Source organism: Shewanella sp. GXUN23E, from assembly GCF_050865035.1.
Classification (GTDB): domain Bacteria; phylum Pseudomonadota; class Gammaproteobacteria; order Enterobacterales; family Shewanellaceae; genus Shewanella.
Window position 1 is genome coordinate 182,394 of sequence record NZ_JBOZWP010000004.1, and the last position, 26,771, is coordinate 209,164.

Consider the following 26,771-nt stretch of genomic DNA (forward strand, 5'->3'; position numbering starts at 1 on the left):
TGAGACAGAAACTGAAACTGAAACTGAAACTCGGGGCATGGGCAAACTCATGGGCTCAGATAAGGCAGAGATCAGCCGCTATGCCAAAGTGGAGCGCCAAACCCGCCTGAGTTTCCCGCAGGATCACGGCGCGCATGAGGACTATCGGCAGGAGTGGTGGTATCTCACCGCCAATCTGCACAACCAGCAGGGCGAGGCGTTGGGGCTACAGTGGACGCAATTTCGCATCGCACTGTCGCCGCCAGAGAATAGTCTGCCGACAGCCGCGACCACAGGAGCCAATCAGGCAGACAGCAGCGTCAAAGACTCACAGCCCGGCTGGGCAACCTCCCAGCTGTACATGGCCCACAGCGCAGTCACTACAGCCAGTGAGCATCTGAGTGCCGAGCGCTGGTCCAGAGGCAATCCGCAACTGGCCGGAGTGGAGTCATCGCCACTGCGCATCTTTCTGGATGACTGGCAGTGGCAAAGCCGCACTGATGATTTGCTGCCGGCGGTATTGCAGGGCGGCGACCGGGAGTTCAGTTATCGCCTCAAACTGGGTGGCCGCAGCCCTTACCAGCTTCAGGGGGAACAGGGATTCAGCATCAAGAGTGCCGATGGCAAGGTGGCCTCTCACTACTACAGTCAACCCTATATCCACATCAAGGGTGAGGTGACGATCCGCGGCACCACTCATCAGGTGATGGGCAAAGGCTGGCTCGATCGGGAATGGAGCTCGCAGTTTCTGACCGGTGAGCAACAGGGCTGGGATTGGTTCGCCCTGCGTCTTGGCGAACATCAGGGGCGGGATACGACTCTGATGCTGTTTCAGCTCAGGGGCGGCGCCGGAGCAGGCCAGCATTTTTATTCCGGCAGACTGATGCGCAAAGATGGCACCGGCAGGCAGCTGGCAAGCCAGGAGATCCGCATGCAGGTGCTGAAAACCCACAGCTCGGCCAAAACTCAGGGGAAAGTGGTGCCCATCGAGTGGCAAATCAATATTCCCACTGAGCAGATAGCCCTCACAGTGCAGGCGCTCAATGCCGATGCCATGATGCCCCTGACCATTAAGTATTGGGAAGGCCCTGTCATTATCAGCGGCAGCCATCAGGGTACAGGTTATATGGAGCTGACCGGCTACTGATGCGGCGCCGCCGCGCCTCTATCCACCAGCACAGAGCCGAGATGGATTTCAGCTCACGGGAGGACAAATGTCCTTAGTCAGTCACATCAAGCCTGCGTAAACTCGGCGCCATACCCTTACGATCAATGGGCTGACGTCACCGACTGCGCGGCACCCAAGAGGCAGCATTATGGATATAACAAGCTGGTTTGATATCAACAATACTCTGGTCAATATCCCCATCGGCAGTGGCTATGCCCTGTCCTGGATTGAAGCATTCGGCACTCTGGCCGGATTGCTGTGTATCTGGTTTGCCAGCCAGGAAAAGACCATCAACTACCTGTTTGGTCTGATCAATGTCACCCTGTTTGGCATCATCTTTTACCAAATCCAGCTTTATGGACTGTTGATGCTGCAGCTGTTTTTCTTTGCCGCCAACGTCTACGGCTGGTATGCCTGGACCCGGCCACAACAGGCAACCGGTGAACTGTTGAAAGTCCGCTGGCTATCCAACACCAAACTGGTCATCACAGGCTTGCTGGCAATCGCCGCCATTATCTGGCTGACGCCTAATATTTATCCGGTATTCAAACTGCTGGCACAAACTGCAGTGGAAGCCATTAACCTGCTTGGCGGCCAGCTCAGCATGCCGCAGATTGAGCCCAATGCCTTCCCCTTCTGGGACTCTGTAGTGACTGTGCTGTCGGTGGTGGCGCAAATTCTGATGACCCGTAAATACGTGGAAAACTGGTTACTGTGGATGTTGATCAATGTGGTCAGCGTGGGCATTTACACCGCCCAGGGCGTATATGCCATGTCCATTCAGTACTGCATTTTGCTGTTTATTGCCGCCAATGGGGCCCGACAGTGGATGCACAGCGCCAAAGCCAATCAACAACCTCAGCCGGAGGCAAAGTCATGATTGCCCAGCCTCATATTGGACTGACACCATCACAGGTCTCCGAGCGGGTGGTACTGTGTGGCGAACCGGCGCGGGTAAATCGTATTGCCGCACTGCTGGAGAATCCCAGACTGCTGGCAGAAAACCGCGAGTTTCGCTCCATGTCCGGCACCTTTCAGGGCGTGCCCATTACGGTAATGAGCACTGGCATTGGCGCTCCGTCGGCCATCATTGCACTGGAAGAGCTGCGTCAGTGTGGTGCCCGTCAATTTGTGCGGGTCGGCAGCGCCGGTGCGCTGCAACCCCATATTCAGCTGGGAGAGCTTATTCTGGTTGAAGGCGCCGTGCGCGATGATGGCGGCAGTGCCAGCCATGCTCCGGGCAGCTATCCTGCGCTGGCCGACCGGCATTTGAGCAATGCCATGGAAGCCTTTTTACAGCGTGAAGGTGCCGCATTCCATCCCGGTCTGGTGCGCTCTCACGACAGTTTCTATCGCGACGATGAATTGCAGATCTGCGAGTACTGGCACAGATTGGGGGTGCTGGGTGCCGACATGGAAACCGCTGCCTTGCTGACCATAGGCCGTATCCGGGGATTGCGTGTTGGCGCAGTTCTGAATAACGTAGTGCGTTATGGAACCGATGTGCAGGCCGGCGTCAGTGACTATGTCAACGCCGACCAGGCATTGATGAATGGCGAACTGCTGGCGATTCGCTGCGCCCTGTACGCCTTGTCAGATTGCCCCTGAAAACCACTGCAACACATTGATATGCAACTTGCCCCTTATGCCAAAGGCCGCTTCAGCGGCCAACTTCAACAGCAGGCCGAGGCCTTCACCCGAGCACTGCTGAGCTGTGATCACCAGCTGACTGAGCTGCAGGCCGGTCAGCAACTGCTGAGCCAGGGTAAAAACCTGGATTTCCTGTATCTGGTGCCCGCCGGTAAGGTCTCCATGCATATCAGTGCCATCAATGGCCGACGCTTTCAACTGGGTGAACTGAGCTGTGCGCAGCACCTGTTTGGAGAAATGGAGTTCTTTACCGGCACCCTGTGTCAGTGGAGCGTGGTGGCTGAAGGGCCGCTGCAGGTCCGGCAAATCTGTCTTAAATCAGTGCAGCAACTGCTGCTGACGCAACCTCAGCACACGCTGTTTTTTGCCAGTGCCCTAGCCTGGGACTATCAGGACTCGCTGGATATCTATACCAACCGCCTGCTGCACACCATCAGCTACAACATCGCCTGGGATCTGCTGCAGCGCAGTCAAACCCAGAACTGTCTGCACGCCTTTGGCAAGATGGATCAGGAAGCCGAGCGCTTCGGCACCAGCAGCAGGGTGTTTCGCCGCGCGGTCAGGGAGCTGGTCGACAAAGGCCTGATTGAACGTCAGGGTGCCAATCTTAAAGTGCTGGATATCAATAAGCTGCAACAGTTCGTCGATCAGGGTTAATACGCTGAACTCTCAACTATTTTTTGCAGTTTGCCGGTAACCTGCTTGCTGCCGAACCGGCGCAAATGATAGCCTGATGCTCCTGATGTGACGTAAAGGAATGGTCATGTTTACCCGCTTTTCAGCCATCCTGGCACTGCTGTTGCCGATGGTCTCTGCCTGCACCAGTCAACCCCAAACTCCCACCATCAATGCCGCCAGCCAATGCCAGCAGGATCTGAATTTCTTACCCGACTTTCTGCTTGCCAATGACACAGGTGCGCCGGCGCATCTGGCGCAAAAAGGTCAGGCTCATTTTGACGAGGCACTGCAGCAGGCACTCAGCGAAGCGGCATCCATTACGCAATTGCCGCAATGTCAGCCCATCATCAAGGAATATCTGAAAAGCTGGCGCGAGGGACACCTTGGCCTGACCATGCTGATTGAGCCACAGCAGGACACGGCAGCCGCCGAGACATCACAGGAGCCGCAGGAGCAGGCCGACAACCTCTATCCCCGGCTGGAATCTCTGTCTCCCCTGACTCTGCTGCTGACGCTGCCAACATTTGACTGGCGCTACGCCGAAGCCATTAATGACTTGTTTATCAACGAGCAACAACTGTTCAGGGAGACGCCATTCTGGATTATCGATGTCCGTCAGAATGGCGGTGGCAGCGACTCCAGTTATCGCCCCGTGCTGAAACATCTGCTGAGTGACGAATACCTGGTGACGGGAGTGGAGTTTCTGGTGACACCGGACAATATCGATGCGCAGCGGCAAATTTGCCGCCAGATGAACAATGATGCCGCCTGTATCGAAGTGATAAGCCCGCTGGTCGAGGCGATGACTTCCGCTCCCATTGGCAGCTATGTCAGCAACAACAACTCAGACGTGAACTCAGTCAAACGGACGGAAGATGCCGGCTTTGGCCCGGAAAAAGTGGTGATCCTGGTAGACAAAGGTTGCGGCAGTTCCTGCGAGCAGTTTTTACTGGCCGCCAAGCAGGGAATGAATATCAAACTGGCCGGTCGCAGCAGTTACGGTGCGCTGGATTACTCCAATATGCGCGGCAAGCGACTGCCCTCCGGCGTATTTGAACTTTACTATGCGACAAGCCGCTCCAGACGACTGCCTCATCTGGCCGTGGATATCGCCGGAATTGCACCGGATATCTTTTTGCCGCCCACCGACAGTGACACCTGGCAGGATGACGAAGTGCTGCTGATACAACATTGGCTGGAAACCGGTGAGTTTCTTAACTCTCTGTAGAATTTTAAGTTTTGCTGAAATGATTAAGTTCTGAACAAAAATTCACTTTTAAACGGTTATTTTTTGACTAGAATCCCGCGCTTTTGTAATTCAGAGATTCGATATGAAACAGCGCGGTTTTACCCTGATTGAACTGGTGATCGTCATCATCATCCTGGGGATACTGGCGGTCGTGGCCGCTCCCAAATTTATCAACCTCAAGCATGATGCCCTCACAGAAACCATAGTGAACATGCAGGGTCAGCTGAAATCCGCCAATGATCTGGTGTTTTCCAGGGCTGCCGTCGCAGGTAAAGAAAATCTGGAGTACAGCAATATCCACAATCCGGTGGACTCCAGCCTGATTATCGATGGCAAGAGAGTGGATCTGCACTATGGGCACATTCAGCCATCCAGCGCCAATATCGACGGGATTATGCATATCGACGATGCCGACTGGACAGTGGTCAGCACCCCGGGCATTTTCGGCCAGGCCTATATGACACCACGCGGCGCGCCGGCTTTTGGCGCCAAATCCACCGGCGATATAGATAAGTCCCAGTGCTTTTTGAAATACTCTTTCGACAGGGCCCATTACCAGCAGCCCAGCTATGAAGTGAATACTGCCGGCTGTTAATCTCCGCGGGATTGCCTGGCCTCAGGCAATCCCGGCGATTATACCAATTTCATTTCATCGTTAATCTGATTCAGCGGGAGTTCAATACGCTTGAGACAAGGTCATTAACCGCTCCCCGGCAACTGCTCCTGCGTCCATGCAGTCGTGCGTTAATGACATTCACCACATCCTTGTGGCTTGCGAGTTGGCGAAGTCATAGTGGTGCTATGTAAGGACGGCTAAGCACAGTATCACGTGCATTGAAACCCGCACGCTCCGAATTGATCAAACTATTAATGAAGTTAGTATTACTGAGAATCCGCTCCCCAAGCGGCACTCCCGCCAGCTCTCTGCTCCCCTCTTCACACCATCTCACAGAAAAACCCTGATCTTTGAGTGCACCTCTGCATTGCTCCCGGGCTGGTGTGAGATTGCCACCCAGGCAATTGCGGCTGCGAATTTTTCCCGATACCTGCATCTCTGGATCTGCCGGCCCTCCCCGGTTGTATTTATCCGGAGCCGTATTTTCGGACAGGTCAAAACTATCAACGCAAACAGTAATAACTCGCATTTACATTGCGATAAACAGTTGCTAATATTCGGCAGCATCAGATAACACCTGCAACACTAGGGAATGGGGAAATGATCAAAAAGACCTTGATAGCCAGTGCGTTAATCAGCACTTTCAGCAGTTTTACGGCAATGGCCGCCGACGATACCGCAGCACTCAAAGCACAATTGGCCGAGCAGCAACAGGCACTCAAAGCGCTGGAGAAAAAGCTGGAACAGACTCAGAGCCGGCTGGAACAAACCGCCGATCAGGCCGAGCAAAACAGCAACAGTACCAGTCGCACCACCATCGGTGGTTATGGCGAGCTGCACTACAACAACATCACCAACAACAAAACCGACACCACAGATAAGGAAATCGATTTCCATCGCTTCGTGCTGTTTTTTGGTCATGAATTTTCAGCCAAAACCCGCTTCTTCTCGGAACTTGAGCTGGAACACTCACTGTCAGGCGAAGGCAAAAAAGGCGAAGTGGAACTGGAGCAGGCATATATCGAGCACGATTTTACCGATAGCCTGACAGGTAAGGCCGGTTTATTCCTGATGCCAGTGGGTATCCTCAATGAAACCCATGAACCCACCACCTTTTATGGTGTTGAGCGCAACCCGGTTGAAAAAGACATCATCCCGACCACCTGGTGGGAAGGCGGTTTGTTGCTGAACATCAAGGCGGCACCCGGGCTGAGCTTTGATACCACAGTCACCTCTGGCCTCAAGGTCCCCACTGAAGGCAGCAATGCTTATAAGGTCCGCAGCGGTCGTCAGAAAGTATCTGAAGCCAATGCCGATGCGCTGGCCTACACAGGCCGGGTGAGGTACACCGCCATCCCGGGACTGGAGCTGGCCGCCACCGCCCAATATCAGACTGATCTGACCCAGGGCGCAGCCAATGTGGAAAAGGCGCCAGCGACCCTGCTGGAAGCCCACGCGATATACAGCATCGCCGACTTCAGTGTGCGCGCCCTGTACGCCCAGTGGAATATCGATGGCATGCAGGCACAGGCGTTGGGACGTGATCGCCAGAATGGCTGGTACATTGAGCCTTCCTATCGCTTCGCCCCTGAGTTTGGCGCTTATGTCAGATACAGCGAGTGGAATAACGAAGCCGGCGATCCCGCCAAAGAAGCCAAAACCCAGACCAGTTTCGGGGTAAATTACTGGCTGCATGAAAACGTGGTATTCAAGGCCGACTACGAAATTCAGGGCGGCGCACTGGATGCCGATGGTTTCAACCTGGGTGTGGGATACCAGTTCTGATCCCAACACTATTGTCATCAATCAAGGGGGCTTTGCCCCCTTTTGGCCGTGGAAGTTTTATCATGCTTCTCTCTTGCTTATCCCCCGGCTCTGCCTGTTCCAAAACAGCATATTCCAAATTAGTGCGATGGTGCCAGCGGCCAATGTTATTGACTGCGCTGCTGATTTTGCTGCCTTTTTACAGCCAGGCCGAAACCCGCTATCAAACCAGTGAACAGTTTATTCAACAGGCCTTGGGGATGATGCCAACCGCATTGGTATTGTGGCTGGATAAGCCGCAGCAACATCAGGTTGAACAGATCCTGGCACACACCGGCAGCCGCCACAGGTATCGTTGCTGGCGCAGTGGTAAACAGAGTGTGTGGGTGCTGGATGAAGTCGGCAAAGAAGCTCCCATCACAGTCGGCATTCATATCGCCAACGGTAAAATCGTCACCACCAGGGTACTGGTGTACCGCGAAAGCCGGGGGGATGAGGTGCGCCATGAGTTCTTCACCGACCAGTTCAAAACCGCCGCCCTGACTGAAGAGTTGCAGCTGGATAGACATATCGATGGCATCACAGGTGCAACCCTGTCGGTGCGGGCACTGACCAAACTCAGTCGCATTGCCCTGTATCTGGACAGTCTGGTACAGACAGGTGACCCCCAATGAAACGGGCCTCTCACCGCCGTTCGCTAACAAAAAACGCGGTGCGTCACTGGCACAGGCGCCTGGCGCTCATCGCCTCGCTGTTTATCCTGCTGCTGACCTTAACTGGCGTCGCGCTCAATCACGCCCACGACTGGGGACTGGACAATAAGGGGGTGCGCCACAGCTGGCTGCTGGACTATTACGGTATTCGTCCACCGGCGCAGACCTTGGTCATTCAGCCCTATGGCATCACAGACAATCTACTGTGGCTGGATGACAGGCTGCTGTTTGAGGCTTCAGGCCCTTTGCTGGCAGCGGGTGCATTTGCCGGTTATCACATCGCCATGGACAGTGCCCGGCTGTATGTACTGACGCAGGATGGACAGCTGCTTGATACCCTGGATGCGGCCTCCGGACTAAACATGCCGCTGACGCGCATGGCCGCCGCGACAGACAATGGCTGTCATAAACTGTGGCTGGAAACCGGCGCAGGGACAGTCTGGCTGAATGAACAACTGCTGGCGCCGATTGCCGGTGCGGCGCCTGCCAACCTTGTCTGGCTGACACCGACGGTTAATGACGATGAGACGCTGATGCTCAATGCCCGCGCCATGCATTTAAGCTGGGAGCGGGTATTGCAGGATGTGCACAGCGGCAGATTGCTGGGGATCAGTGGCAAGTGGCTGTGGGATCTGCTGGCGCTGGCTCTGCTGACCATCGCCCTGACCGGCCTGAAGCTGTGGTGGCAACAGCGCCGAGCCAATAGCCGCTATCGCTGACTGTACAGGCTACCCCGGAAAAGGCAGGCGAGGCTGCAGCGCAACAGCCCTCTGCAGTGGAACAGTGCTATATCTGGGCAAACATCCGGACGCTGTCGCGCTCAACAACGCTGGGTTCAATATCCATAAACTGGGGCGCCAGTTGCGGATTCTGCAAACGTGCCAACAGGGCGCTGACCGCCTCGGCGCCCAATTTACCCTTGGACTGATGAATGGTGGTCAGTGCCGGATTCAGGTAGCGGGCCAGATGAATGTCGTCATAACCGATAATCGACAGCTCGTCGGGCACCCGGATGCCGGCATGCTGAGCAGCGTGCAGCACACCGATGGCCATCATGTCGTTACAGACAAACAGCGCGCTGGGCAATTGGCTCTTATCCTGGCCGACCCGGGAAAACAGCTCGGTAAACGCCTGCAGACCACCATCGGACTCAAAATTACTCTCCACCACCCAATCGGGATTAATCACCTGCCCGGCCGCCAACATGGCATCAGCAAAGCCCTGATAGCGCAGATCGGCCTGTTGCCGGTTGCGTGGTCCGGTAATACAGCCAATGTCGCGATGGCCTTTATCGATAAGGTACTGAGTCGCCAGCTGGCCACCCTTGCGGGAATGTCCCTGAATACGGTCGCAGGGGAAGTCGGCCTCGCCCCAGTCCATCACCACCACGGGCAGGTTGTTGAGCCGCTCGTACACTTTGGCATCCTCGCCTTCGAGCATGGCACACATCATGATAAGGCCATCGACCCGCCGCTCGACCAGGGTCGCCAGCGAGCGTTTGAGCCGCTGCACATCCCCTTCGGTATTGCACAGAATCAGGTTATAGCCGCGCTGATAACAGGCCTGCTCGACCCCGCGCACCACCTCGGCGTAAAAAGGATTGGTGGAGGTCGTCACCAGCATGCCTATGGTATTGGTGCGACAGGTTTTCAGGCTGCGGGCCACGGCAGATGGCCCGCGATAGTTCAGGGTACTGGCAGCATCCTGTACCCGTTTGGCAATGTCTTCACTGACAAAACGGGTCTGGTTCATCACATGGCTGACCGTCGAGGTGGAGACCCCGGCAAGTTTGGCGACATCTTTCATGGTAGCCATGGAATTTATGCTCCGGTGAATAAGGGTTAAAAACGAAATACAATCAATGCGAAGCGATGAAACTGTCAACCTCTTGCCGATTTGGGATAGAGGTCTGTGCACCAAAACGGGTGACCGAAATCGCCGCCGCGCCGTGGGCAAAAATCAGCGCCTGCTCAAGGCTGCGCCCTTCCAGCAAGGCGGTTACCAACGCACCGTTAAAGGTATCACCGGCAGCAGTGGTATCGGTAGCCTCGACTTTAAAACCGGCGATGATTTTCCCCTGACACTCTTCATCCGACTCAGTGGCAGTCTGGCTCAGGTAAACGCCTTTGGCCCCGAGGGTAATGAGCACAGTGGCGATGCCTTTGGCGTGCAGCACCGCGGCGGCCTTGGCAGCACTGGCTTCATCAGTTACTTCAACGCCGGTCAGCAGGTGCGCTTCGGTTTCGTTGGGAGAGATGATGTCCACCAGCGACAGCAGCGAGTCCGGCAATTCACGGGCCGGTGCCGGGTTAAGGATGACCTGAGTACCATTGGCTCTGGCAATCCGGGCCGCCTGCTCGATGCCACACAGAGGCGTTTCCAGTTGCATCAGCAGATAGTCGGCCCCGGCGATCTGCGCTTCATGGCGGGTCACCAGCTCGACGGTGAGCAGCGCATTGGCGGCGGCATCCAGGCAAATACTGTTCTCACCATTATCGGCAACCTGGATCATGGCAATACCTGTCATGGCATTTTCCATACAATGCACGGCATCGACATTCATGCCGTCTTTGGCAAACTCCTGCACGATATTGTTACCAAAGGCATCATCACCCACACAGGCGATAAAACCGATGTCAGCACCGAGACGGGAGGCGGCCACCGCCTGATTGGCGCCTTTGCCACCGGGGATAACCTGGTAGTTACGACCATGCAATGTCTCACCCGGGCGGGGAAAAGAAGGCACCTGAAGCACATGGTCAGCATTGACACTGCCTAATACTACTAACTTATTCATTTGATTTTCCAAAAAATAATATCAATTCTACCATTGCATTCACGCAGGTGACGCACCCGTAGCTGAGCACTCACGGATGCCGGTGCGTACGTTGAAACACCTTTCCTCTCCCGGCGCCAGATACACCAGAGTGCCACTGGCCTTGGCCGCCAGAAACCCCTCTGGCCGGCAGGTGGCCGGCAACGCATAGGCCGCCACCTGTTGGTCGCCATTGTACAGAATCCAGCGGGTCAAGTGATTGAATTGTTTGGTATCGAATTCAGTGATCAGACACTTGTCACCCATCGCCATGGCAAACCTGGCTCGTTCGGTATAGCGGTCGATACCATCGGCAAAATACACAATTTCCGGGTCATGCAGACCGGGCTCATCGAGCACGGTAAACGGCGCTGCGGATGTCAATGCCTGGTTATAAGCCAGCCACTGAGGTGTTGGCTGCACATGAGCCGGTACACTCTGGCGCAACATAAATGCCTCATCGGGCAGATTCTGGGTCATCACAGCCCCTTCCTGATAGGTGGCATTGATATGACACATGTACTGCAGCGGCATAGGTTTGGACGCCAGATTCTGCACCGACATGCCAATATCAAACTCACTGGCATCATGCGCCAGCGTCACCGACGGTGTGGCCAGATAGTGATCGCCAAAGCCCATCACATACTCATAGCGGCCTTTGACGATAACCTGCCGGTCATCGATCTCCAGCCAGGCGCTGTCCATCGGTGCACAGGGCATTTCTCCGTGCAGTACATGGTCATCCTCCGGAGTGGGGCAGCCCATGCGGATCATCCCGGCATGAAAGGCAAAACAGCCGTAGGTTTCCACAATGGTGCTGGCCGGTTTGGGTTCGCTGAACATGTTTTTCATGCCAAGATTGATACCCAGAAACTGCGCCTGCCACACCATCTGCCCCATGAACGGCAGAATGATCAGATACCCTTTGGCGTTGCGCACTTCAACGGCCTGCACCCCGGAGTTATACACAAAGGTATAAATTTCAAAGGCATCTGATTTGGCAATCAGACTTCTCTGGCTTGAAAAACTGTGCTTGTACAAAGGCAGAGTCAACATCTTCAATCTCCTGCACCGGCGCCGGGCTCAGCCACGGCTGCCGGGTCCATCAGGCCGCGCTGGCCACCAATGTTTGAGTACGCTTGAATTTCTTCTCACTCAGGAAGTACCCAAACACCAGTGCGAAGCAGACGGCGCTGACCACGAAAGAGTTTTGCATGCCGACCCGGTCTGCCACGAATCCCTGAATCGCCGGCACAATCGCGCCGCCTATGATCGCCATCACCACGAAGCCGCCAACGGTTTCTGTGTAGCGGGTATCCACCGACTGCAGGGTCGAGGCAAAAATGGTTGCCCAACAGGGCGCGAACAGCGCGGACGTCCCCACCGCGACCCACACGGCACTGAAATTGGGCACCAGCGCCACATACATCAGACAGGCAAAACCAATGGCGGAATAGCCCATCAGCACGTTTTCCTGAGAGGTTCGGGTAAACAGATAGTTAGCCAGCAGCTTACCGAGGAAATACATGATGAAGGAGTACAGCAGATAGTTGGCGGCGTCGTGCTCCACCATATTGCCATCCAGCTCGAGCGCCAGACGGATAGTGAAAGACCATACCGCAACCTGCATCCCCACATAGGCAAACTGTGCCCCGACACCCTTGAAGAAGCGGACATTACCGGCCAGATATGCCAGCGTCTGACGCAAACTGGGCTGTTTGTCTTTAATCGCCCCTGCCACTTTGCAGCTGGGATACTCAGTCACGGCAATCAGCACTGCGACGGTCGCAATCACGGCCACCAGCCACTTGTAGGGCTCCAGTGTTTGCTGCAATACCATAGCCTTGAAGGCTTCCAGCTCGGCACCGCTCAGGGTGACCATTTGCTGCTGAATATTGACACCTTCCTGGAAGATCAGATGCTTGCCCAAAAGCAGCCCCAGGATATAACCCATGGCATTGATGGTATGGGAGATATTCAGACGCAGCGTGGCGCGATTTGACTCACCTATCATGGCCGAGTAGGTATTACAGGAGGTTTCCAGAAATGACAGACCTATGGCAATACAGAAAATGGCCGCCAGGAACATGGTGTAAGTACCGGCCACAGACGCCGGGAAAAACATCAAACAACCGAAGATGTAGAGCGCCAGTCCCAGCAAAATTGCCAGCTTGTAGGAGGTTTTCTTGACCACCATGGCCGCCGGGATCGCTACCAGAAAGTAAGCACCGTAAAAGGCTGACTGCACCAGCGCCGAGGCGAAGTTGGACAAATGAAAAATCGCCTTGAACTGAGTGATGAGCACATCATTCAGCGCCGCAGCCGCCGACCACAAAGCAAATACAGTGGACAGCAGCAAAAACTGGAACAGCGGGGTTTTGTTCAGATAACCGTCCGGCTGCTGAATTGAAGCGTTTTTTATCAACATAGTTTGTCTTCCGGGTACTGGAGCTGGATTAGAAAGTCACGCCAGACTGAAAAATCACATTCGCGAAAGGGGTACATTCGCCGGTTCTGATAATTGCCCGGCTGTTGGCGGTACGTTGTTTAAAGGCATCATGGGTAAGATAGGTCACCGGGATGTCGCGGCCGCAGCGCCGGGATTCCAGCTCAAGCTCAGCCAGCAAAGCCTGATGCAGTTCCGGGCTTTGTGTTGCAAATTCACCGGCCAACACCACAGCGTCAACCTGACAGCTTGCCAGCCAGACTCTGACGGTTTGCAAAAAACCGGGAATGCCATGGGTCAGCGCCAAATCAATGCGCTGCACTCCGGCAGGGACAGGTAAACCTGCATCTGCAATGGTAACTTCATCAGTGTGCCCAAGGCATGCGGCCAACTGATTCATGTGTGCATTCAACATTGAATGTTTGATCATGACTCTCTTCTTACTCAGTGATTAATGCCACTGCCTGTGCCACCGTCAGATTCGGGTACAGAGGCAGCGAGGCGAATGAAGTACCCAGGCAGTTTGCTGCCGATCTCAAAGCAAATGACCGACAACTATCTTGGAAATACCTATCGAAACATGCATCGAAACGTTTCGATAGTGAGACAAACTATAATCGAAACGTTTCGATTGCAGTTATATGTGATTAATCAAGCTGTGACAGAGATCGCTAACTTTAGCCGGTGCTTAAAAATTCAGGTCATCTCCCCGGCATAGGACCTGAGCACAAAACAGCGTGCCGGGCTGCCGGGAAACGCAGGTACTTCACCCACGGTCACAAAGCCGAGTTTGCGATAAAAATCAGCAGCATGTACTGGAAAAGTATCAAGCCTGGCCTGCAGATACCCACGTTATCCGGCGAGACTTTCTGCCCTGCCGCCCTGCCGCCCTGCCGCTCTGCCGCTCAGCGCGCTGCCCAACAGTGCTCGGCCCATCAGTGCTCGGCCCGGTCCGGCTCGCAGATAGGCCGGGGCAACCCAGACGATATCAATCAGCAACATGCCGAGCAGCAACAGCACCCGCCTCAACGAGTGAGGCGGATCCTCAGGACAACAAGGGAATTAAGACGGCCAGTAGTCAGCCAGCAGTTTCAGCTCATCCGGTGGTGTGGCATTGGTGCGCCAGTAGTCGCGGCCATCCGTGGTGCGCCCCAGCAGTTTTTGATTACACAGCTCACGGCGGATACGGGCGAAATCCCCGAAATCCTCATAGCGGCTGATAATCTCATTCACTTCCCGCTCACTGTACCTTTGCTGGTACTGAAAGCGGCAAGCAAAAAACCACAGGCTGAGTTTCTGCAGGCTGTATTTTACCGGCCAGGAATGCAGGACATAGTCTGCGGACATAAAGGGCTGCAACTTGCGTGGAACCGCCACATCCAAGACCGGCACCACGGCAGGGGTTGGTTTGGCATCAACGTCGGCTTTCAGATGTTGATAGTTGCTGTATCCATTAGCCTTGGCCAGGATATTGAGCATCTCCACGTGGCTGGGAAATGCCTCACAGGTTTGCAACTGACTGCGTAAAGATTTGGCCAGGGCAGAGATATCTGCGCAGGCAAAAGGAATGGTTTCTTTGGACATAATCTTACCCATAATTTGGGTGCCGCCACTGGATATACAGGATATTCACAGCGTCAGTGATCGCCCTTGTGACATTGGCACTCATTACACGTAAGAGTCTACAAGTTGGATTGGTTGACAGGTTTAGCGTCTGTAAGCTCCCGAAAGACCTTGCAGTGGCGATGCCTGGGTGGACTGCCGACCCTTGCCATATGTTAACAGCGTTAACAGAGATGGCAAGGAGCGTTGTGACTGAAGTTACCTTTGGTCCCCGGCTGAAAGGCTTATCATGCAGCCAACCCCGGTGTTGTGCTGTCTTGGTCTGGATTTTGATATTGGCTCAGCGTTGATGGCCTTTCCTGGCTCTGACCGCCGGTGCTTTGGTGGGAACCTTGAGAATTTGCCCCTGTCTGAGCCCGCGACTGGTGCCAACAGCCGCAATCAACCAGGCCAGCAATAATCCCAGAAACAATGCCACCGCCATCCAGGATACCAGCGTCAGGCCGGTATAGTGCGCCAGCTGGGTCGTCCCGGTGACACAGGTCCCCACCGGGAAGGTAAAGGCCCACCAGGTCAGGGCAAAAGGCATATGACGGCGCATCGCCCTGAGCGTCAGCAAGCCGGCGATCATCGACCAGTAAAAGGCAAAACCCCACACGGGAATGCCGTACAACAGCGCCATGGTGTGAAACCCCATGCCGACATTGGCCGGCAGTATTGCCATGGCAACCACCCCCAGACTGCCAATCGCCGTAACCGACTGTCCCAGCGGCCCCAGCACAATCCACAGGGTTGGCACCCGCGCGCCACCTGAAGTGCCGGCATGGGATAACCTGCGCCAAATCAGGGTAATGATGATGAGTGACGTCATCAGGCTCAGGCCAAACATGGCGTAGCAGGTATACAACAGGGCTTGCTGCAGTTCGATACTCTGGGCATGGGGAATAAGCAGCGCTCCAATGCTCGCCGATACCATGGGTGGCACCACAGGCATCAGCCAGCCACCGAAGGCGGCATCATCCGCAGTTTCATAGCGGGTAAAGTGCAGATAGGGGATCACCACCGCCGTCAGCAAACCAGTAAGCGTACCGGCAATCCAGAGTATCCAGCCGATATCCAGCGCCACCGCCTCAGGAAGCACATGATGCCCCACCAGCACAGCGCCCCCTGCCACCGTCAACATGGCCATGGGCGGCGCACCAAAGAACTGTGCCATCACGGCATCATTGAGCTGGCGCCTGATAATGTGTGGCTTAAAGAGGGTCTGCAGCGTTTTAATCACCAGCAGCAGGATCAGCATGCCGGCGGCAATCAGCCATACCACTACGGCAAAGCCGGTCAGGTGCTCGCCCCATATCGGCAATCCTGCCGCCGCGTTGGCAATAATGCCGGTGCCCATCACCGAGGCAAACCAATTGGGACCAATCTCCCGGCTGTACTCAGGGGTTTCCGTAGCGATTGCAGTTACACCTGATGCCAGCACTGCCGCTGATTCAGGTGTTGCGGACGAAGTTTTTTCTGTCGATGCCATAGTCTTTCCGGGCCAGGCCCAAGGTGACAAACATGCTAAGCACTTTACGCCCCTTGCCTGAGCATGCAAATCAAATAGATCCCACACCGCTGCCGATATGGTGCTCCTCAGGAGATCCACCGGCGCGCAGTTTCCCAGGGTTCTTGCCGTGACACAGGTGCAGCGTAATTTTTGCGACACGCATCAAAAAGCCAAGTAAATACAACCTGATATTATGCCCGGCTATTCCAAACCCGTCGGGCAACTTGCGCCCCGATGATTTTACTTCTGCATCAAAAGGGAAATGACCATGCAGTCACTCTCAGGTTTCAAACGCATTTTACTCTGCCTGCTCCTGGCAATTCCGGGTCTGTCGGCCAACGCTGATACCAGCAGCTTTCAGTCGCAGTCCGGCACGCTGAATATCGCCGGGGGCACAGCCCACATTCCGGTAATGAAACAGGCGGCCAAAGCCATCATGACCGGCAACAGCGAGATCCGCATCACCATCGCCGGCGGTGGCAGCGGTGTTGGCGCCCAGCAGGTCGCCAAGGGGCTGGCAGACATAGGCAACACAGGTCGTCCGTTAAAGCCCGGAGAAGCCCAGCAGGGATTGATCTCTTTTCCCTTTGCTATCGATGGCGTAGCCGTCATTATCAATCCGCAAAACCCGGTGCAACAGCTCAGCTCCCAGCAGGTGCGGGATATCTATGCCGGTAACATCACCAACTGGAAAGCGCTGGGCGGAGAAGATCGCAGCATCAACCTGTTCACCCGGGATGAAGCCAGCGGTACCCGTTCGGTGTTTGTGAAAAAACTGCTGAACAACTCCCCTGTCGCCACCAGTGCCAATGTCGTGCCCTCCAACGGTGCGATGAAAACCGCCGTGGCGCGGGATCCCGGAGCCATTGGCTACTCGAGCGTCGGCTATATCGATCAGATGGTTAAGGCCCCTGCGCTGGACAATGTCCAGCCATCCAATGAAGCCTGCGCATCGGGTCAATATCCGGTCGTCCGTCAGCTGTATATGAATACCAAAGGCCAGCCCCAGGGACTGACCAAAGCCTTTATCGACTATATCTACAGCCCAAGTGGCGCGGAGTTTATCCGTGCAGCCGGATATATCCCGGTCAAACAGTAACCCGCCATGACCACATCTGCGACCGGCGAACGTATTCTCTGGCTATTGGCGGCCTCAGTGCTGCTGATGGTGATATTGCTGTTCGCCTTTCAGGTGTGGTTTGCGCTGCCGGTATTCTTCAATCCACAGGCCTCGGTGTTAACCCTGCAATGGCTGCCGGAGCAGGGGCAATACGGCATTCTGCCGATGCTTGCCGGTTCGTTGATCATCGGCCTGCTGGCCCTGTTTATCGCCTTTCCCATCGCCCTTGGGGTATGCGGATTTTGCCTGTTTCCCCGTTATCAGGCTGGGGCGCGGCTCATCCGCCGACTGGTGCGGCTGATGACAGGCATCCCGACTGTGGTATACGGTCTGGCGGCCATCTTCCTGCTGGTGCCGCTGATCCGGGAAACCTTCCGCAGCGGCTCAGGTTTCAGCCTGCTCGCCGCCACCCTGATGATAGTGCTGCTGATCCTGCCGGTGATGATCATGACGCTGGATAATCACTGTCGTCCGCTGATGACTCAGTACCGCATGGTTGCTGCGTCTATGGGGTTTAATCACGCCCAGACATTGCGCTATCTGGTGCTGCCCGGCGCTCGCCGCGCCATGACCAGCGCCGCGCTGCTGGGCTTTGGCCGGGCCATCGGCGACACCCTGCTGCCCATGATGCTGGCAGGCAATGCCCCGCAACTTCCCGCCAATGGGCTGGAATCGATACGGACACTCACGGCCCATATCGGACTGGTGCTGGCCACGGAAAACGGCAGTGCCATGTACAACTCTCTGTTTGCCGCAGGCCTGCTGCTGCTGACCATCAGTGTCACGGTCACCCTGGCGGTCCGTCGCCTCAGCATCCCGGCTGGCGCTGCCGCGAAGGAGCGTCAATCTTGAGCGCCAGATACTTCCACTGCTGGTGCCTGTTATGTGCTGCTGCGCTGCTGCTGTGCATCGTATCGGTGCTGGGATTTATCCTGCTCAGTGGCATGCCGGCGATGAACATAACCCTGTTTTTCGGGGATACTGATCCGCTGGCGGCAATCATGGGATGGGCACCCATCTGGGAGGGCATCTGGCCGGCCTGTGTAGGCACAATGGCAGTAGTCGGTGGCGCTCTGTTGCTCGCCCTGCTGCCGGGGCTGGCAACGGGTATCTGGCTGGCAACCGCCAAAACGGGTCGCACTCACATGTTGCTGGAGCTGGCAGTGGATATTCTCGCCGGTATTCCGTCGGTATTGATGGGACTGTTTGGTTTCACCCTTATTCTGCTGCTTCGCCATTGGTTACTGCCTTCGGCCAATACGTCACTGGCACTTTCGGCTGTCTGTCTGGCGCTGCTGGTGATCCCCTATCTGGCGGTAGCAACCCGCACCGCCATACAGGCACTGCCGGCCAGTCTGACACTGACAGCCCTGTCACTGGGCATGACCCACTGGCAGACCCTGTGGTCAGTACTGCTGCCCTGTGCCCAACGCGGTATCCGTGGCGGGATCATGCTGGCATTCGGGCGGGCAGCAGAGGATACGGCCGTGATCATGCTGACCGGCGCCGTGGTCAATGCCGGATTACCGGGAGGTATCTTTGAGCGATTTGAAGCCCTGCCCTTTACCATCTTTTACTACAGCGCCCAATATCAGAGTGACGCCGAATTGCAGATGGCATTTGGCGCCGCGCTGACCCTGCTCTGCCTGACTGCCACGGTATTTTCGCTCACCGGGCTGAGTATGCGCCCCAACCTCAAGGAAGCTTCCCATGCCGACTGTCACGCAAATCCCCAATGAGTCATCTTTGGCAGGCTCGGTCTCGGGCCTGACCGTCAGATTCGGCCGGCAAACAGCGATTGAGAAGATCAATTTACAGCTCAGGTCCCATCAAATCCACTTGCTGACCGGCCCCTCCGGCAGTGGAAAAAGCACGCTGCTGCGGGCGCTGAACCGCCTGAATGATGAGCTGGATAATCACAGCACAACGGGAGAGATCCGCCTGCATCTTGACGGTCGCTGGGTTGAGGTAAACCAGCTGAAATCCGGTGAGCTTGCGTATTTGCGCCGCAAAGTCGGTATGGTATTTCAGCATCCACAACTACTTCCCGGCAGCATCCGCCAAAACCTGTTGTTGCCGCTGAAGATTGTCCGGAGAGTGACCGGAGAAGCGGCGGAAAAACTGATGCAAACCAGCCTGCAACAGGCGGCACTGTGGGACGAGGTGAAAGACAGATTGTCGGCTCCGGCACATACGCTGTCGGGCGGTCAGCAGCAGCGTCTGTGTCTTGCCCGCACATTATCGATGGAGCCGGAAATCCTGCTGCTGGATGAGCCCACCTCCTCGCTGGACCCACAGGCAACCGCGCAAATCGAAGCGCTGATCCTCAAACTGCGCCAACACTGCACTATCGTCATGGTGTCTCACTGTGAGGCGCAAACCGCCAGAATGGCGGACATCCGCATCAGCCTTACCCGCCGCCCGAGTTAGCGTCAGCTACCGCAGTCACCCAACGCGACGACTGCGGCATTGCGCCCCATGCCATATGGTGTTTCGCAGAAAGCTCAGGCGTTTTATTGCCCGGACGGCTCTTGCCGCCACAAACCATGATGTAAATCACACATCAATACATGAGACGTTTGTTAAGCAAATGTCGAAATACAATTCTTTGATTGAGATCACGGGGCAAAACATGATCCCAATCAAACAACATACTTATTACCTCTCAAGGGGTATATAAAGCCCTTACAAACTTGCTGAAACTGATGGTATATCAGGCAGTGACACGTGATAAAGATCACAACTGTCAATCAGTTAGGAGGGTTTGAATGTCCTCGGAATACCATGTTACCAGCTTAGTTTTGCATGCCCATCAGGCGGCCATTGAGTCGGTGCGGGCAAGCATTTTGGCTCTGCCCGGAGCCGATATCCATGCCATCAGTCCTGAAGGCAAATTCATCGTTACCCTCGAAGGTGACAGCCAGAAGAGCATCCTCGCCGGAGTGGAATCCATGCAGGCCCTGGAAGGCGTTTTGTCCAACAGCCTCATCTACCACCATGTCGATTCAATAGAAGAGTGAGAAAACCATGAGTATCAGTCGTCGCGAGTTTTTAAAGGCCAATGCCGCGGTGGCCGCGGCTACGGCAGTGGGCATGACCCTGCCGGTCAAGGTGGTGGAAGCTGCCGAGCAAGCCTTCCCGATCAAGTGGGACAAAGCCCCCTGCCGTTTCTGCGGTGTGGGCTGCTCCGTATTGGTCGGCACTGAAAATGGCAGAGTCGTTGCCACCAAGGGAGATCCGGAAAGTCCGGTTAACCGTGGCCTGAACTGCATCAAGGGCTACTTCCTGTCGAAGATCATGTACGGTAAGGACCGTCTGGATTCGCCGCTGCTGCGCATGAAAGATGGCAAGTACGACAAAGAAGGTGAATTCACTCCGGTTAGCTGGGATGTGGCTTTCGATGTGATGGCTGACAAGTGGAAAAATACCCTGAACACCAAGGGCCCAACCGCCATTGGTATGTTCGGCTCTGGCCAGTGGACCATCTGGGAAGGCTATGCTGCCGCCAAGCTGCACAAAGCCGGTTTCCGTACCAACAACATCGACCCCAATGCCCGTCACTGTATGGCGTCTGCGGTAGTGGGCTTTATGCGTACCTTTGGTATGGATGAGCCTATGGGCTGTTATGACGATCTGGAAGCTGCCGATCACTTTGTGCTGTGGGGCGCCAACATGGCCGAGATGCACCCGGTGCTGTGGGCCCGTCTGACCGACCGTCGTTTAAGCCACAAAGACTGCAAAGTGCATGTGCTGTCCACCTTTGAAAACCGCAGCTTCGAGCTGGCGGACAACGCCATGGTGTTCCGTCCCCAGTCAGATCTGGTGATCCTCAACTACATCGCCAACTACATCATAGTGAACGGTGCGGTAAACAAAGACTTCGTCAACAAGCACACCAAGTTTGCCCTGGGTGTGGATGATATCGGCTATGGTCTGCGTCCGGATCATCCGCTGGAGAAGAAAGCCAAGAACCCTGGCAACGGCAAGTTCAGCGACATCAGCTTCGCCGAGTATGCTGAGTTCCTCAAGCCATACACCCTGGACTATGCGGTGCAGATGAGCGGTGTTCCGGCCGAGCAGCTGGAAGCTCTGGCCAAGGCCTATGCTGACCCAAGCATCAAGATCATGAGTCTGTGGACCATGGGTATCAACCAGCACGTGCGTGGCGTATGGGCCAACAACATGCTGTACAACCTGCACCTGTTGACCGGTAAGATTGCTACCCCAGGTAACAGCCCATTCTCGCTGACCGGCCAGCCATCAGCCTGTGGTACTGCCCGTGAAGTGGGTACCTTCGCCCACCGTCTGCCAGCAGACATGGTCGTCAACAATGACAAGCACCGCGCCATTGCCGAGAAAACCTGGCAGCTGCCTGAAGGCACTATTCCGCCCAAGCCCGGCTACCACGCCGTGTTGCAAAGCCGCATGCTCAAAGATGGCAAGCTGAACTGTTACTGGACCATGTGTACCAACAACATGCAGGCTGGCCCCAACATCAATGAAGAGATCTACCCTGGTTTCCGTAATCCGGAAAACTTCATCGTGGTATCCGATCCCTACCCAACAGTGACCGCACTGTCTGCCGACCTGATCCTGCCGACCGCCATGTGGGTGGAAAAGGAAGGTGCCTACGGCAACGCCGAGCGCCGTACCCATATGTGGCACCAGCAGGTGAAGGCTCCTCAGGGCGCCAAGTCTGACTTGTGGCAGCTGATGGAGTTCTCCAAGCGCTTCAAGGTTGCTGAAGTATGGCCAGCTGAACTGATTGCCCAGAAACCTGAATATGCCGATAAGACCCTGTATGACGTGTTGTTTGCCAACGGCGTGATCGACAAATTCCCGATCACTGACTGCAAGGGCGACATGAACGACGAGTCCGAGCACTTCGGTTACTACGTGCAGAAGGGGATCTTCGAAGAATACGCCACCTTCGGTCGCGGTAAGGCTCACGATCTGGCTGAGTTTGACCGCTACCACGAAACCCGTGGTCTGCGCTGGCCAGTGGTGGAAGGCAAAGAAACCCTGCGCCGTTACGTCGAAGGTGCTGACCCTTATGTCAAAGCCGGCGAAGGCTTCAACTTCTATGGTAAGCCAGACGGCAAAGCGGTAATTTTCGCCCTGCCTTACGAGCCAGCCGCCGAAGAGCCAGACGCTGAATACGATCTGTGGATGAGCACAGGCCGGGTGCTGGAGCACTGGCACACAGGCACCATGACAGGCCGCGTACCTGAGCTGCACCGCGCCTATCCTGACGCGCAGATCTTCATGCACCCGGAAGATGCCACAGCGCGTGGTCTGAAGCGCGGTGATGAAGTGATTGTGGCTTCACCCCGTGGCGAAGTGCGCACCCGGGTGGAAACCAAGGGTCGTAACAAGCCGCCTCGTGGCGTGGTGTTTATGCCCTTCTTCGATGCCCGTCAGCTGGTGAACAAGCTGATCCTGGATGCGACAGATCCTATCTCCAAAGAGACGGATTTCAAGAAGTGTCCGGTTAAGGTGATGAAGGCCTGAGCGTAAGTCGGAAGCATAAGTATGAGCAGCGGCAAACAAACAACCAAGGTTAAAGGGGTCAACCGTCGCCAGTTTCTGGCGACCACGGCCCGGGCCACCTGTGTGATGGGACTGGCTGGTCTGGGACTCAGTGCCCTGGCTCGCCAAAGCCTGCCAACAGCCCCACAGGCGCTGCGTCCTCCCGGCGCATTGCCTGAGGCTGAGTTTTTGTCTGCCTGCGTGCGCTGTGGTGTGTGTGTCGATGCCTGCCCGTATGACACCCTCAAACTGGCTCGCTGGTTTGACGGTGCGGCCACCGGCACACCCTTCTTTGATGCCCGCGCCGTGCCCTGTGAGCTGTGTGATGATATTCCCTGCGTACGCCAGTGCCCCTCGGGTGCGCTGGATGCCCGGATGCAGGATATCAATCAGGCCAAAATGGGCATTGCCGTGCTGATTGACCAGAAGAACTGCCTGAATTTCAGAGGGCTGCGCTGCGATGTTTGCTATCGCGTATGCCCGCTGATAGATGATGCCATCACCCTGGAGCAGCAACACAACAGCCGCAGCGGTCACCATGCCGAGTTTATCCCCAGGGTAAACCCGGATACCTGTACCGGCTGTGGCAAATGTGAACATGCCTGTGTACTGGAAGTGCCCGCCATTAAGGTGTTACCGACCGACCTTGCCATGGGCAAGGCCGCGGCCCACGACACCTATGTGGACACTGAATCCACCACCCTGGAGATGCTTAACGGAGGCTGGCGACCATGACCACCAAGACAGAGTGCAAACGCAGTTTCTGGCAGCGAAATCGCTTTCTGCTGCTCAGAAGAACCACTCAGACTCTGGTGTTGCTGGCTTTTGTTATCAGCCCCTGGCTGGCAGCAGAAACCGGCTTCTGGCTACTGAAGGGCAATCTGTCATCCAGTTTGCTGTTTGACACAGTACCACTGGCCGATCCGCTGGTCACCCTGCAGGCGCTGACCAGTGGCCATGTACCGGCTGCCACTCTGGTGCTGGGTGGTTTGCTGATCCTGGCGCTGTATGCCCTGCTGGGCGGTCGCAGCTTCTGCAGCTGGGTGTGTCCGGTCAATCCCATCACAGATCTGGCGGCCTGGCTGCGGCATAAACTCAAGCTGCCCCGCACACCGGAGCTGCCCAAATCGCTGCGCTGGTATCTGCTGGGGCTGGTGCTGCTGATGCCGACCTTCACCGGTCTGCTGGTATGGGAGTGGATCAACCCTGTGCCGCTGCTGTATCGCGCCCTGCTGTTTGGCACTGTGGGAGGCCTGTGGTTGCTGCTGGGGATCTTTGTACTGGATCTGTTTATCAGTGAAAGAGCCTGGTGTGGCCATCTCTGCCCGAGCGGCGCCATGTACAGCCTGGCAGGTAAAGTCAGCCCATTGCGAATGGCGGCAATGCGTCCACAGGACTGCGACATGTGCATGAAGTGCTTTGATGTTTGTCCCGAGCGGCAAATCCTCAAGCCGGCGCTAAAAGGAGACAGCCCCAAATTATTGGGTGCTGCCTGCAGCAATTGTGGCCGCTGCATCGATGTGTGTGACCAACAGGTCTTCAGTTTCAATAACCGCTGCCGTCTGACCAAATCGAGCATCACGACGACAGCAACAACTACCGAATCAGATAATCAATAACTTTAGATTGCCTCCGGGGCGGAGAGAAAATGATGAAAAAACTAATCTGCGTAGCCATGTTAGCCCTCGGCCTGAGTGCGTGTTCCGGTCAGGCTCCCCTGTCCGATGCCAAACCGGTGAACGTAAAATCACTGGCAGGCGATGCCCAGGTCAGTGATGTACGTCCTGCCGATGCCATGCCGGAATATCCGGCTCGCGGTAAATCGCTGCAGCGTAACTTTGCCGAGCAGCCACCACTGGTGCCGCACAAGGACTATGACATCAGCATCAGCAAGAACAGCTGTATCAACTGTCACAGCCCGGAAAAGGCCAAACGTATGCGCACCACTGCCGTGCCGGCATCGCATCTGGAAACCGATGGCAAGACACTGAAAGGCCAGAACTATTTCTGCACCCAGTGTCACGTGCCACAGGCCAGCAATAAACAGGCTATCGTCGATAACACCTTCTGATTGTGCTGTGCCTAAACGAAAAAGCCACCCTTGAGGTGGCTTTTTCATTGCAAGGACGATGACTTAGGGCTGAAGACCCAATGCTCGCAACTCTGCCCTTGCCAGCTCATCTCCTGCTGCAGCACGGGCTCGCAGCTGAGCAATTCTGGCTTCCCAGGCGGCGTCGCCTTCCAGGGCTGTTCTCGACTCAGCCTCCCAGACGGCATCACTCTCCTGTGCTTTGGACGTTGCTTCCCACGTGGCATCACCTTCCAATACTGCCATCACCGGACCTGACACGACTATTGCAGCCACCAAGGCGACGACTCTTTTTCCAAACATACGCATTCCTCCTTGAATTTGCGCGTAGCACATTAATACCAATTTCATTTACTAGTTGATTTGTTTCAGCGGGAGTTCAGTGCGCCTTGAATCAGCATCCCTGACACGCTCTGAATTGATCAAACTATTCATGAAGTTGGTATAACACTACAGCATAATAAACATAGAGTTATGGCAAATTTCAATACGCAGTAAGTCAACAAAGACAACGAAAGACCGACATTCAGGAGAAGCGGGAAGGGGAAAATTCAGATAAAAAAAACCCCGGCCAACGAGTCCGGGGTAAAAATGCTATAAAGCTTCACAAAGTAACCAATTGTGATTGGATCCGCTGAGAATCAGATCCGGCAGAATTCATCACCTCTGCCGACGGCTACCGGAAGTTTCCGACAACTGTCATGAAATCAATTTTGCCGTGGAGGCTGGCCTGAGAATGCCAGAGCGTTACTGAAAAAACAGTCTCCATATTCGACGCAAAGAAGGATAATTCCTGTGGCTTTATTGGTAAAATGAATTAATTCCATTAACTGCATTCCAAACTGGCATGAATATACCCATCAAGACATTGCGCTGTTTTGTCACCCTGGTGGAAACAGGCAACTACACCCGCGCCGCGGAAAAGCTGTACCTGACTCAGCCCACGTTGAGCAAAATGATCCAGCGTCTGGAAGAGCAGCTGGGACAAACCCTGCTGATCCGCAACAACCAGAAAGTCACCCTGACTCAGGCCGGTATGCTGTTTGAGGCCAGTGCCCGACAGATGATAGGCCAGTGGCATCGGCTGGAGCAGGAGATGAATAACCTGTCGGGCGTGAAATCCGGCGTGCTGCGTCTGGGAGTCTGTCCCATGATGAGCAGTTTGTTTATCGGCCTGCTGGTTGAGTTTCGCAAACGCTATCCCGGCATTACTCTGGAGATGGCTGAATACGGAGGCTTTGGCTGCGAGCAGGCGCTGTTGGAAGACAAGCTGGATATCGCTTTTGCGATTCTGCCCATCACCTACACCGACGAACTTGAGCGCACGCCGCTGAGGTTCTACCCGCTGATGGCCTGCCTGCCCAAGAAGCATCCACTGGCGGCCAAAACGGCGCTGTGCTGGGCCGACTTCGCTGATTATCCCTTTATCCTCTATAACGAGGACTTCTCCCTGTCGAAAATCATCACCCGCCAGAGCCGCGCTGCCGGCGTGGAACTGAATATCGCCTTTCGCAGTGGCCAGTGGGACTTTCTGGCGGCCATGGTCGAGGCCGATATGGGACTGGCATTGCTGCCTGAACCCATTTGTCAGCGACTGGACAACAGTGAACTGGCGTTTCGCCCCATGTCACCAGGCATGACCTGGGATCTGGGCCTGACCTGGCGCAAAAACCTGCCGCTGACGCCCGCGGCCAATGCCCTGCTGGAACTGAGCCGGCAGCAGGATTTCTAGTATTTTGTATCACGATGAATACTCGATAAAAAAGAGCGCCAACAGGCGCTCTTTTTCGTTCAGCTCTGAGGCTTTGTCATAAGTCTGCTACGTCGCCAAACGGCCAGC

Annotated in this window: 27 protein-coding genes; 19 read left to right on the plus strand and 8 right to left on the minus strand. The window is 55.5% G+C overall.

Features of this window, described 5'->3' with window-relative positions:
* Positions 1-37 precede the first annotated feature (37 nt).
* From ACRRUX_RS05860 to ACRRUX_RS05900, 9 genes are all read left to right on the plus strand, one after another.
* Positions 38-1,126, plus strand: a complete 1,089-nt coding sequence (locus tag ACRRUX_RS05860) for a lipocalin-like domain-containing protein (protein WP_432528142.1) — start codon at positions 38-40, stop codon at positions 1,124-1,126.
* Between the two features lie 169 nt (positions 1,127-1,295).
* Complete coding sequence (gene pnuC, locus ACRRUX_RS05865) at positions 1,296-2,027, plus strand: nicotinamide riboside transporter PnuC (RefSeq protein ID WP_432528144.1); 732 nt, start codon at positions 1,296-1,298, stop codon at positions 2,025-2,027.
* Positions 2,024-2,755, plus strand: a complete 732-nt coding sequence (locus ACRRUX_RS05870; RefSeq protein ID WP_432528146.1) for a nucleoside phosphorylase — start codon at positions 2,024-2,026, stop codon at positions 2,753-2,755. The genes pnuC and ACRRUX_RS05870 overlap by 4 nt, the downstream gene beginning before the upstream one ends.
* A 21-nt stretch (positions 2,756-2,776) precedes the next feature.
* On the plus strand, positions 2,777-3,454 hold the full coding sequence (locus ACRRUX_RS05875; RefSeq protein ID WP_432528148.1) for a Crp/Fnr family transcriptional regulator: 678 nt from the start codon (positions 2,777-2,779) through the stop codon (positions 3,452-3,454).
* Between the two features lie 106 nt (positions 3,455-3,560).
* On the plus strand, positions 3,561-4,703 hold the full coding sequence (locus tag ACRRUX_RS05880) for a S41 family peptidase (RefSeq protein ID WP_432528150.1): 1,143 nt from the start codon (positions 3,561-3,563) through the stop codon (positions 4,701-4,703).
* Positions 4,704-4,806: 103 nt separating this feature from the next.
* Positions 4,807-5,319 carry a prepilin-type N-terminal cleavage/methylation domain-containing protein gene (locus tag ACRRUX_RS05885; protein WP_432528152.1) on the plus strand — a complete coding sequence of 171 codons (513 nt, stop codon included), beginning with the start codon at positions 4,807-4,809 and terminating at the stop codon, positions 5,317-5,319.
* A 621-nt stretch (positions 5,320-5,940) separates the two neighbouring features.
* Positions 5,941-7,125 (plus strand): porin, encoded by a 1,185-nt coding sequence (locus tag ACRRUX_RS05890; RefSeq protein WP_432528154.1) that lies wholly within the window; start codon positions 5,941-5,943, stop codon positions 7,123-7,125.
* Positions 7,126-7,268: 143 nt separating this feature from the next.
* A complete protein-coding gene (locus ACRRUX_RS05895; protein ID WP_432528156.1) occupies positions 7,269-7,778 on the plus strand; it encodes an FMN-binding protein in 510 nt (169 codons plus the stop codon).
* Positions 7,775-8,536: a PepSY domain-containing protein gene (locus ACRRUX_RS05900; RefSeq protein WP_432528158.1), complete on the plus strand. Its 762-nt coding sequence runs from the start codon at positions 7,775-7,777 to the stop codon at positions 8,534-8,536. The genes ACRRUX_RS05895 and ACRRUX_RS05900 overlap by 4 nt, the downstream gene beginning before the upstream one ends.
* Before the next feature lie 67 nt (positions 8,537-8,603).
* Here the strand turns inward: ACRRUX_RS05900 and ACRRUX_RS05905 are convergent, their stop codons facing one another.
* The 7 genes from ACRRUX_RS05905 to ACRRUX_RS05935 all read right to left on the minus strand — a co-directional run bounded on the left by ACRRUX_RS05905 (position 8,604) and on the right by ACRRUX_RS05935 (position 16,172).
* Complete coding sequence (locus tag ACRRUX_RS05905) at positions 8,604-9,632, minus strand: substrate-binding domain-containing protein (RefSeq protein ID WP_432528160.1); 1,029 nt, start codon at positions 9,630-9,632, stop codon at positions 8,604-8,606.
* A 43-nt stretch (positions 9,633-9,675) separates the two neighbouring features.
* Complete coding sequence (gene rbsK, locus ACRRUX_RS05910; protein WP_432528162.1) at positions 9,676-10,614, minus strand: ribokinase; 939 nt, start codon at positions 10,612-10,614, stop codon at positions 9,676-9,678.
* 39 nt (positions 10,615-10,653) lie between these two features.
* Positions 10,654-11,688, minus strand: a complete 1,035-nt coding sequence (locus ACRRUX_RS05915; protein ID WP_432528164.1) for an aldose 1-epimerase family protein — start codon at positions 11,686-11,688, stop codon at positions 10,654-10,656.
* Positions 11,689-11,737: 49 nt separating this feature from the next.
* Positions 11,738-13,060, minus strand: coding sequence for an L-fucose:H+ symporter permease (gene fucP, locus ACRRUX_RS05920; RefSeq protein WP_432528166.1), 1,323 nt, complete (start codon positions 13,058-13,060; stop codon positions 11,738-11,740).
* A gap of 28 nt (positions 13,061-13,088) precedes the next feature.
* Complete coding sequence (rbsD, locus tag ACRRUX_RS05925) at positions 13,089-13,508, minus strand: D-ribose pyranase (RefSeq protein ID WP_432528168.1); 420 nt, start codon at positions 13,506-13,508, stop codon at positions 13,089-13,091.
* Positions 13,509-14,140: 632 nt separating this feature from the next.
* Positions 14,141-14,662 (minus strand): DUF2087 domain-containing protein, encoded by a 522-nt coding sequence (locus ACRRUX_RS05930; protein ID WP_432528170.1) that lies wholly within the window; start codon positions 14,660-14,662, stop codon positions 14,141-14,143.
* 319 nt (positions 14,663-14,981) lie between these two features.
* Positions 14,982-16,172, minus strand: a complete 1,191-nt coding sequence (locus ACRRUX_RS05935) for a TDT family transporter (RefSeq protein WP_432528172.1) — start codon at positions 16,170-16,172, stop codon at positions 14,982-14,984.
* A 289-nt stretch (positions 16,173-16,461) separates the two neighbouring features.
* On the opposite strand from ACRRUX_RS05935, the gene ACRRUX_RS05940 reads away from it, so the two are divergent.
* The 9 genes from ACRRUX_RS05940 to ACRRUX_RS05980 all read left to right on the plus strand — a co-directional run bounded on the left by ACRRUX_RS05940 (position 16,462) and on the right by ACRRUX_RS05980 (position 24,913).
* A complete protein-coding gene (locus ACRRUX_RS05940; protein WP_432528174.1) occupies positions 16,462-17,292 on the plus strand; it encodes a phosphate ABC transporter substrate-binding protein in 831 nt (276 codons plus the stop codon).
* Positions 17,293-17,298: 6 nt separating this feature from the next.
* A complete protein-coding gene (locus ACRRUX_RS05945) occupies positions 17,299-18,165 on the plus strand; it encodes a PstC family ABC transporter permease (RefSeq protein ID WP_432528176.1) in 867 nt (288 codons plus the stop codon).
* Positions 18,162-19,052 carry a PstA family ABC transporter permease gene (locus ACRRUX_RS05950; RefSeq protein ID WP_432528178.1) on the plus strand — a complete coding sequence of 297 codons (891 nt, stop codon included), beginning with the start codon at positions 18,162-18,164 and terminating at the stop codon, positions 19,050-19,052. The genes ACRRUX_RS05945 and ACRRUX_RS05950 overlap by 4 nt, the downstream gene beginning before the upstream one ends.
* Positions 19,024-19,743, plus strand: coding sequence for a phosphate ABC transporter ATP-binding protein (locus ACRRUX_RS05955; RefSeq protein ID WP_432528180.1), 720 nt, complete (start codon positions 19,024-19,026; stop codon positions 19,741-19,743). The genes ACRRUX_RS05950 and ACRRUX_RS05955 overlap by 29 nt, the downstream gene beginning before the upstream one ends.
* Positions 19,744-20,081: 338 nt before the next feature.
* Complete coding sequence (locus ACRRUX_RS05960) at positions 20,082-20,333, plus strand: chaperone NapD (protein ID WP_432528182.1); 252 nt, start codon at positions 20,082-20,084, stop codon at positions 20,331-20,333.
* A 7-nt stretch (positions 20,334-20,340) separates the two neighbouring features.
* Positions 20,341-22,824: a nitrate reductase catalytic subunit NapA gene (gene napA / locus ACRRUX_RS05965; protein ID WP_432528184.1), complete on the plus strand. Its 2,484-nt coding sequence runs from the start codon at positions 20,341-20,343 to the stop codon at positions 22,822-22,824.
* A gap of 21 nt (positions 22,825-22,845) precedes the next feature.
* On the plus strand, positions 22,846-23,577 hold the full coding sequence (gene napG, locus ACRRUX_RS05970; protein ID WP_432528186.1) for a ferredoxin-type protein NapG: 732 nt from the start codon (positions 22,846-22,848) through the stop codon (positions 23,575-23,577).
* Positions 23,574-24,461, plus strand: a complete 888-nt coding sequence (gene napH, locus ACRRUX_RS05975) for a quinol dehydrogenase ferredoxin subunit NapH (RefSeq protein ID WP_432528188.1) — start codon at positions 23,574-23,576, stop codon at positions 24,459-24,461. Before napG ends, napH begins: the two co-directional genes overlap by 4 nt.
* Before the next feature lie 32 nt (positions 24,462-24,493).
* Positions 24,494-24,913: a nitrate reductase cytochrome c-type subunit gene (locus tag ACRRUX_RS05980; RefSeq protein ID WP_432528318.1), complete on the plus strand. Its 420-nt coding sequence runs from the start codon at positions 24,494-24,496 to the stop codon at positions 24,911-24,913.
* Positions 24,914-24,976: 63 nt separating this feature from the next.
* On the opposite strand, the gene ACRRUX_RS05985 is transcribed toward ACRRUX_RS05980, so the two are convergent.
* On the minus strand, positions 24,977-25,234 hold the full coding sequence (locus ACRRUX_RS05985; protein ID WP_432528190.1) for a hypothetical protein: 258 nt from the start codon (positions 25,232-25,234) through the stop codon (positions 24,977-24,979).
* Positions 25,235-25,778: 544 nt separating this feature from the next.
* Here ACRRUX_RS05985 and ACRRUX_RS05990 point away from each other — a divergent pair.
* Complete coding sequence (locus tag ACRRUX_RS05990) at positions 25,779-26,663, plus strand: LysR family transcriptional regulator (RefSeq protein ID WP_432528192.1); 885 nt, start codon at positions 25,779-25,781, stop codon at positions 26,661-26,663.
* Positions 26,664-26,771 lie beyond the last annotated feature (108 nt).

Coding starts and splice junctions, on each gene's coding strand:
- ACRRUX_RS05860 (WP_432528142.1), top strand. CDS start 38: ATGGGCAAACTCATGGGCTCAGATAAGGCAGAGATCAGCCGCTATGCC.
- pnuC (WP_432528144.1), top strand. CDS start 1,296: ATGGATATAACAAGCTGGTTTGATATCAACAATACTCTGGTCAATATC.
- ACRRUX_RS05870 (WP_432528146.1), top strand. CDS start 2,024: ATGATTGCCCAGCCTCATATTGGACTGACACCATCACAGGTCTCCGAG.
- ACRRUX_RS05875 (WP_432528148.1), top strand. CDS start 2,777: ATGCAACTTGCCCCTTATGCCAAAGGCCGCTTCAGCGGCCAACTTCAA.
- ACRRUX_RS05880 (WP_432528150.1), top strand. CDS start 3,561: ATGTTTACCCGCTTTTCAGCCATCCTGGCACTGCTGTTGCCGATGGTC.
- ACRRUX_RS05885 (WP_432528152.1), top strand. CDS start 4,807: ATGAAACAGCGCGGTTTTACCCTGATTGAACTGGTGATCGTCATCATC.
- ACRRUX_RS05890 (WP_432528154.1), top strand. CDS start 5,941: ATGATCAAAAAGACCTTGATAGCCAGTGCGTTAATCAGCACTTTCAGC.
- ACRRUX_RS05895 (WP_432528156.1), top strand. CDS start 7,269: ATGTTATTGACTGCGCTGCTGATTTTGCTGCCTTTTTACAGCCAGGCC.
- ACRRUX_RS05900 (WP_432528158.1), top strand. CDS start 7,775: ATGAAACGGGCCTCTCACCGCCGTTCGCTAACAAAAAACGCGGTGCGT.
- ACRRUX_RS05905 (WP_432528160.1), bottom strand. CDS start 9,632: ATGGCTACCATGAAAGATGTCGCCAAACTTGCCGGGGTCTCCACCTCG.
- rbsK (WP_432528162.1), bottom strand. CDS start 10,614: ATGAATAAGTTAGTAGTATTAGGCAGTGTCAATGCTGACCATGTGCTT.
- ACRRUX_RS05915 (WP_432528164.1), bottom strand. CDS start 11,688: ATGTTGACTCTGCCTTTGTACAAGCACAGTTTTTCAAGCCAGAGAAGT.
- fucP (WP_432528166.1), bottom strand. CDS start 13,060: ATGTTGATAAAAAACGCTTCAATTCAGCAGCCGGACGGTTATCTGAAC.
- rbsD (WP_432528168.1), bottom strand. CDS start 13,508: ATGATCAAACATTCAATGTTGAATGCACACATGAATCAGTTGGCCGCA.
- ACRRUX_RS05930 (WP_432528170.1), bottom strand. CDS start 14,662: ATGTCCAAAGAAACCATTCCTTTTGCCTGCGCAGATATCTCTGCCCTG.
- ACRRUX_RS05935 (WP_432528172.1), bottom strand. CDS start 16,172: ATGGCATCGACAGAAAAAACTTCGTCCGCAACACCTGAATCAGCGGCA.
- ACRRUX_RS05940 (WP_432528174.1), top strand. CDS start 16,462: ATGCAGTCACTCTCAGGTTTCAAACGCATTTTACTCTGCCTGCTCCTG.
- ACRRUX_RS05945 (WP_432528176.1), top strand. CDS start 17,299: ATGACCACATCTGCGACCGGCGAACGTATTCTCTGGCTATTGGCGGCC.
- ACRRUX_RS05955 (WP_432528180.1), top strand. CDS start 19,024: ATGCCGACTGTCACGCAAATCCCCAATGAGTCATCTTTGGCAGGCTCG.
- ACRRUX_RS05960 (WP_432528182.1), top strand. CDS start 20,082: ATGTCCTCGGAATACCATGTTACCAGCTTAGTTTTGCATGCCCATCAG.
- napA (WP_432528184.1), top strand. CDS start 20,341: ATGAGTATCAGTCGTCGCGAGTTTTTAAAGGCCAATGCCGCGGTGGCC.
- napG (WP_432528186.1), top strand. CDS start 22,846: ATGAGCAGCGGCAAACAAACAACCAAGGTTAAAGGGGTCAACCGTCGC.
- napH (WP_432528188.1), top strand. CDS start 23,574: ATGACCACCAAGACAGAGTGCAAACGCAGTTTCTGGCAGCGAAATCGC.
- ACRRUX_RS05980 (WP_432528318.1), top strand. CDS start 24,494: ATGAAAAAACTAATCTGCGTAGCCATGTTAGCCCTCGGCCTGAGTGCG.
- ACRRUX_RS05985 (WP_432528190.1), bottom strand. CDS start 25,234: ATGTTTGGAAAAAGAGTCGTCGCCTTGGTGGCTGCAATAGTCGTGTCA.
- ACRRUX_RS05990 (WP_432528192.1), top strand. CDS start 25,779: ATGAATATACCCATCAAGACATTGCGCTGTTTTGTCACCCTGGTGGAA.